Below are 6,369 nucleotides of genomic sequence, written 5' to 3'. Positions count from 1 at the left end.
AAACGGCAGTGCTCTGTTACGGGTTTTAGGTCTTTAACCTAGATCGCGAAGCAAAGTGCAGCACTGCCGTTAAGGTTTTAATGTAAATCTTAAATATTTTTAAGAATATTCAAACCTAAGGGATTGCCGCGGAAACCAAAAGCTTTTTCTGCTTTGGTTGCAGCAAAAAGCGGGACTGAAGAAGCCAAAAGAAACAGTCCGTACATTTCCCAATATCAAAGGTGTCAAGTTTGAATAGCCCTAGCCACAAAACTTGACTTCTTTAGCTATACAATTAAATTAAAACTAAATTATCACGCCAATTTTTAGGATATTTGCAGCCCGATATTATATTTTATATACAAATGTATATATTACCATAACATACACTTTATTAAATTTTGAAAAACGACATCAACATAAAAAACAAAAGGGCCTACTTCGATTACAATCTGATAGATAAGTACGTAGCGGGGATTGCTCTTTTAGGAACGGAAATAAAAGCGATCAGACAAGGAAAAGCCAACATGACCGATGCATTCTGCACGTTTATTGGTGGCATCCTATACGTGCGTAACCTGCATGTTTCTGAATACAGCCACAGTTCTTTTTACCATCACGATATTAAACGCGATCGCGCTTTATTGCTGCAAAAGAAAGAACTTAGAAAATTGAAAGTAAAAGGAGAGGAAAAAGGTTATACCATTGTTCCCTTACGCATTTTTATCAATGAAAGAGGTTTCGCTAAAATGGAAATTGCCTTAGCACAAGGTAAAAAAGAATTCGACAAACGAGATAGCATTAAGGATAGGGATACAAAACGCGAATTGGACAGAGCGATGAAGCGGTAGGTTAGTTTGGAGTTAAGGGTTTGGAGATATTTATCTGAAGTAGAATTTACTCAAAACCAATCTCCAAACTCAGAATTCAATTACCATGCTTGGTCGCCTACCAAAGGCACGAACCTAAACGTATCAAGCACAATTTTTTCGTAATCTGTTTCGCTTACACGGATAACTGTGACCATTTTCTGGGTTTTTTCGTCGCCCACAGGAATGACCAGGATACCACCGATTTTTAACTGTTTCAATAAAATTTCGGGTACCAAAGGTGCACCTGCCGTTACAATAATTTTATCATACGGGGCATGGGCAGCAATTCCTTTTGAGCCATCGCCATAGTAAAAAGTAGGTCTGTAACCCATCCCGGGTAAAACCTGGATAGTCCTGTTATAAATATTCTCCTGCCTTTCTATGGTAAAAACATTTGCCCCCAATTCCATTAAAATACAGGTTTGGTAGCCCGAACCGGTTCCGATTTCGAGTACTTTATCGCCATTTTTAATGTGCAACAATTCGCTTTGGTAAGCAACGGTATAAGGTTGAGATATGGTTTGTCCATCACCTATCGGGAAAGCAATATCTTTATAAGCCTGACTCCAAAAAGTTTCGTCAAAAAAGAAATGCCTAGGAACTTTACCTATAGCTTTTAACACACTTTCATCTTCAATCCCACGAGACCTTAACAATTCTACCAGTTTTTTTCTCGCCCCACGCTCCCGGTAATTATCAACAAATTTGTACGCCATGAAACCAAAATTAACGTTTCTTAAACGGCCATACAAGCATATAGTGAGAGAATGATTGAATTATTGAATGGATTACCTGAATTAGAGAATGATACATTATCCACATAATTTAAGGATTGAATGAGTGTAGAGTTTAATAAGTGAATGGGATCGATATGAGTGGATGATAGAAATGGCCGAATAAACTACCTTCTTCAATCATTCAAAACTCCATCATCTTGTCATTTCTTAATAATCCTAACCAGATGTTAATAGGGATCTACATCAATCTGGGTAAAAACACCTTTAAATTCCTTTGTTGCATTAAATTCTGTCAGGGTTTCTCTTAAGGCATCTTTAACTTTCTGAATGGCTGTATGTTTATCTGCTTTGATAATAATCTGTTTGATATAAAGATTCCTGACACGGCTAATTAAAGGTTGTTCAGGCCCTAAAACCCTTTTACCAAACTTTGCTTTAAGGATATTGGCCAATGTAAGCGCAGCATGGTCCAAAACATGAGAATCTTTATGTTTGACGTACAAAAATATCATCCTCGAAAATGGCGGATACAGAAATTTCTCCCGTTCTGTAATCTCATCGTTGTACATGCCTACATAATCGTTGTTCACCACCTGCCTGATGATCCGGTTTTCGGCATCGTAAGTTTGAATACAAACATTTCCCTGATCGGCCCTGCGCCCTGCCCTGCCTGCAACCTGTGCCAGCAACTGGAAGCTACGTTCGTAGGCACGGAAATCGGGATAGCCGAGTAAAGTATCGGCATTAATTACACCGATCAGGCTCAGGTTATCGAAATCCAATCCTTTGGCCACCATTTGTGTACCGATTAATATATCTGTTTTCTTTTCCTGGAAGTCGTTTAAAATCTGCTGCAGGCCATTTTTGGTACGAGTGCTATCCATATCCAAACGGGCAATAGTCACCTCCGGGTAAAGCAACCTGAGTTCTTCTTCTATACGTTCGGTACCAAATCCTTTTTGCTCTACATGGACCGAACCACAGGCCGGGCAAATATTAACACTACTCTGCTGATAACCACAATAGTGACAGTGTAATTTGCCACTGCTTTTATGATAAGTTAAACTTACATCGCAATTTACACATTTAGGCGTATACCCACAGGTTGCGCAGATAAGAATAGTAGCGTACCCTCTTCTGTTCTGGAACAAAACAATCTGTTCTTTTTTGGAAAGAGCCAGGTCAATATCCTTGATTAAGACACTCGAAAAATAAGAACTCATCGTTTTCTTCTTTGTTTCTTCGGAGATGCTCACCACCTGCTGGTTAGGTAACTGAACGCCACCAAAACGTTCTTTCATCTCTACAAGACCATATTTACCCTGTAAAGCATTATAATAACTCTCCAAAGATGGTGTAGCCGATCCTAAAACTACTTTTGCCTGATGCAGGTACCCCAAATAAATAGCAGCATCTCTGGCTTGGTAACGTGGTGCAGGATCGTACTGCTTATAAGAAGGTTCATGTTCTTCATCAACTACGATTAATTTTAAATGCTGAAAAGGGAGAAAAACAGCTGAACGGGCACCCAAAATTACCTTAAATGCACCTGTCCTCACTTTATTCCAGATTTCTACTCTTTCGCTATTGTTAAATTTAGAATGATAAACCCCGATCGAATTGCCAAAATAACGTTTTATACGCTCTACAATCTGTGTGGTCAATGCAATTTCGGGAAGCAGGAATAATACCTGTCCGTCAGTATTTTGGATAATTTTCTCAATCAGCTTAATATAAACCTGTGTTTTTCCCGATGCGGTAACCCCATGCAGCAAAACCACCTCCTTTTCTTCAAAATGCTGGTTAATCTGAGCTAAAGCCTTCTGCTGACCTTCGTTGAGTTCAAAATTGGCGCTAAACTCTTCATCATGAGCAGCTAAACGGCTAACCGGCCTTTTCATTACCACAAAAATATCTTTATCTGTTAAAGCTTTGAATGCCGCCTGCCCACAGTTACTTTCGGCCAAAAGCTGTTCTTTAGAAACCGGCAGATTAGATTTCGTCAGTTTAAGATATCCCAGCAATGCATCCAATTGTTTTGGCGCCTTATCAAGTACATTGAACAGTTGCTTTAAATTCTCTTCATCGCTGTAAAAATCGTTCAATATTACAAACGATTTAAGCAAAGGCTTATACTTCTGCACCACCTCCTCTGCTACCAGGATCAGCTCTTTATCCAGTAATTGATTAATGATCGGATATACCGTTTTCTGTCCGAGCAGTTTAGAAACATCGTTAACAGTAAGCTTTTCTTGCTGTTTTAATGTATTAACAATAATTTCTTCCTTATCGGTTAAGTCGGTATCACCGTTATAGTCTTCGCGGAGGATCAGGATGGTTTCGCTCGCCAGTTTTAAACTTGCGGGCAGTGCAGCAGCCATTACATCGCCTTCGTTGCACATGTAATAATTGGTCATCCAGTTCCAGAATTTAAGCTGGGTTGGGGTAATTACTGGCTCAGCATCTACAATATCGATAATGTATTTTGCTTCGTACACAGTTGGTGGAACAGTGGTAATGGCACTGATCAGTGCAGTATAAATGCGGTGTTTCCCAAACTGAACCACCACTCGTTTCCCGATTGCAATTTGATCGTTTAGGTCAAAGGGTACACGATAAGTATAGTTTTTCGCCAAAGATAAAGGCAAAATAACTTCCACAAAAAGTGTTTCTCTTTCTGCAAAAATATCGTTTTCAAAACTGTTCATTATTTATCTTTAAATGCTGCAAAAAAGAGCATTATCCATCCCAGCACCAATAAAAGCCCACCAATTGGTGTTACCGGACCTATAAATTCCGTAAACCCAAGATGCGATATACTCCGTGTAGCCAACAAATACAGCGAACCTGAAAAAAGAATAATCCCAAATGTGAAACAGAAATAAGCAATATTAATCAGCTTGTTCCGGTAGCGGGCAAAAGTAGAAAGGTATAATAATGCAAAGGTATGATAGAACTGATAATTAACACCTTTTTGCCATATTTCCAGTGATGGTCCATCGATTAAGGCTTTTAAACCATGGGCCCCGAAAGCACCCAGTAAAACAGCAACAGCACCAAAAAAAGAAGCAGTAAGGATTATTCGTTTATTCATAATGATTTGCGAGTAGCAATCGCTAAATTAATAAATTGCCCCAGAACTTCTCACTAATCAATGTAATAAATTAAATTTGTTGCACAGCAGATGAAAAAAATCATAATCCTTACAAGTGCATTATTTTTAGGTGTGGCCTTTATGGCTTACCTCTATTTTTCGAAATTGGGTACAGATAACGATGCAAAAGACCTTGCACTACAATCTGCTACCAATAATGCCGCCCTGGTATTTTCTTTTCGGAACGACAAAGGTTTTTACGACATTATGGAAGGTCAGCAGCTTATCCAAAAGGTTTTAGGGAAGGATAAAATGAACCTTTTAAAACACTTAAAAGCAGGCATCATTGACGATAATGGACTTAACAGGTACCTAAAAGACCAGCAGCTGTACATTAGCGTATTGCCCGATTCGAATAAAACTTTAAATTTCCTGATCACCTTACAGGTACAGCCTGATAATGGCATTGAAAAATTCTACAGGGAACTCAAAGCAAAAAAAGCAATCACCGAAAACTCAAAAGAACTCTATACCGTTAAATTAAATGATAGTTTATCGGTTTATTTGGGCATTCATGGCCAGGTTTTAACTGTTTCAACGTCCTTAAAGCTGATTAATGATGCCAATGTACGTTTATCTGAAAATCCATTTACAGATTACATTAAAGAGAATAACCGGCAGATTAAAAATGTACTGGTACATGTTTACATTAACTTTAACCAGGCCCCTTTGTTGTTAAAGAATATCATTGCCGGAAATATAAACGGAGAAATCAGCATTTTTAATAAACAAAACAGTTTTGCTGTACTTAATTACAATTTCAGTAAGGAAAAAATCCTTTTTAGTGGGAATACGGAGTTAAAGGATCAGCAAAACTACCTTAAGCTATTTGAAAGTACAGTGCCACAAAACACTTCTATACAGAATATATTGCCTGATAATACTGCAAATTATACCTTATATGCTTATGACGATTATAAAAAATGGTTAAAAAAACTAAATAACTGGCAGGAACAGATGAAATTAACCGATAAAACCGGTGGAGCAATCAAAAAAGTAAAAGATGAATATAGAATAGACCTGAATGCAATATTCCCGGTTTATACAAAGAACCAATTTATACTTTTCCAGTTAAGCACAACCGAAAAATTAGGGGCAATTTCTTTATCGAATGGCGAAAAAGTAAAGCAATTGCTGCTTGATGTAAGTGCTGATTATAACGAAGACATTAAGCTGTTTAAATCATCAGATATTTTGTTCAGTTACTTTGGCGAACCTTTCAAAAAATTCGGAAAACCATATTATACCATTGTAGATAATAATTTAGTTGTGGCCAATAATGCAAGTACAGTACAGTCTTTTTTAAATGATTATAAAAATAACAGGCTTTTGATCCAGACCCCGCAGTATTTAGATGCAGTTAATCAGATTTCGACGACATCAAATGTGAGTTACTACATTAATACCAAAAATTCGGCAGATATTTTCAGGAACAATATTCAATTGGGTTTTTACAAACATTTAAGGGCCGACAGCGGTTTAAAAAGCTTCGATACTTTTTATTACCAGATGAGTGCAGACCGAAACAAGTTCATCACTAACTTGCTTTTAAACAAATATTTAAAACCAGAAATACCAGATTCGTTAAGTATCCGTTAATCACGTTAAGTAACCACTAAAAAGAAAT

The 6,369-nt window shown here is 37.6% G+C and carries 5 protein-coding genes; 2 read left to right on the top strand and 3 right to left on the bottom strand.

The annotated features are described in order from the left end of the window. Positions 1-380 precede the first annotated feature (380 nt). Complete coding sequence (gene smpB, locus ACFSR6_RS17495; protein ID WP_183759784.1) at positions 381-830, top strand: SsrA-binding protein; 450 nt, start codon at positions 381-383, stop codon at positions 828-830. An 80-nt stretch (positions 831-910) separates the two neighbouring features. Here the strand turns inward: smpB and ACFSR6_RS17490 are convergent, their stop codons facing one another. The 3 genes from ACFSR6_RS17490 to ACFSR6_RS17480 form a co-directional block, all read right to left on the bottom strand. Beyond that, a complete protein-coding gene (locus ACFSR6_RS17490) occupies positions 911-1,567 on the bottom strand; it encodes a protein-L-isoaspartate(D-aspartate) O-methyltransferase (protein ID WP_379081222.1) in 657 nt (218 codons plus the stop codon). A gap of 248 nt (positions 1,568-1,815) precedes the next feature. After that, positions 1,816-4,296 carry a replication restart helicase PriA gene (gene priA / locus ACFSR6_RS17485; RefSeq protein WP_379081220.1) on the bottom strand — a complete coding sequence of 827 codons (2,481 nt, stop codon included), beginning with the start codon at positions 4,294-4,296 and terminating at the stop codon, positions 1,816-1,818. Further along, entirely contained in the window at positions 4,296-4,682 is a 387-nt protein-coding gene (locus ACFSR6_RS17480) for a DUF423 domain-containing protein (RefSeq protein ID WP_379081218.1), read from the bottom strand. Before ACFSR6_RS17480 ends, priA begins: the two co-directional genes overlap by 1 nt. A 90-nt stretch (positions 4,683-4,772) precedes the next feature. On the opposite strand from ACFSR6_RS17480, the gene ACFSR6_RS17475 reads away from it, so the two are divergent. Then, complete coding sequence (locus ACFSR6_RS17475; protein WP_379081215.1) at positions 4,773-6,341, top strand: hypothetical protein; 1,569 nt, start codon at positions 4,773-4,775, stop codon at positions 6,339-6,341. Positions 6,342-6,369: the final 28 nt, after the last annotated feature.

It is taken from the genome of Pedobacter vanadiisoli (assembly GCF_042684385.1).
GTDB classification, from domain to species: Bacteria; Bacteroidota; Bacteroidia; order Sphingobacteriales; family Sphingobacteriaceae; genus Pedobacter; species Pedobacter vanadiisoli.
This window is presented reverse-complemented; position numbering and strand designations above follow the sequence as displayed.

Bases quoted from the DNA above. Each gene is read 5' to 3' on its own strand.
- ACFSR6_RS17490 (WP_379081222.1), bottom strand. From the start codon at position 1,567: ATGGCGTACAAATTTGTTGATAATTACCGGGAGCGTGGGGCGAGAAAA.
- priA (WP_379081220.1), bottom strand. From the start codon at position 4,296: ATGAACAGTTTTGAAAACGATATTTTTGCAGAAAGAGAAACACTTTTT.
- ACFSR6_RS17480 (WP_379081218.1), bottom strand. From the start codon at position 4,682: ATGAATAAACGAATAATCCTTACTGCTTCTTTTTTTGGTGCTGTTGCT.
- ACFSR6_RS17475 (WP_379081215.1), top strand. From the start codon at position 4,773: ATGAAAAAAATCATAATCCTTACAAGTGCATTATTTTTAGGTGTGGCC.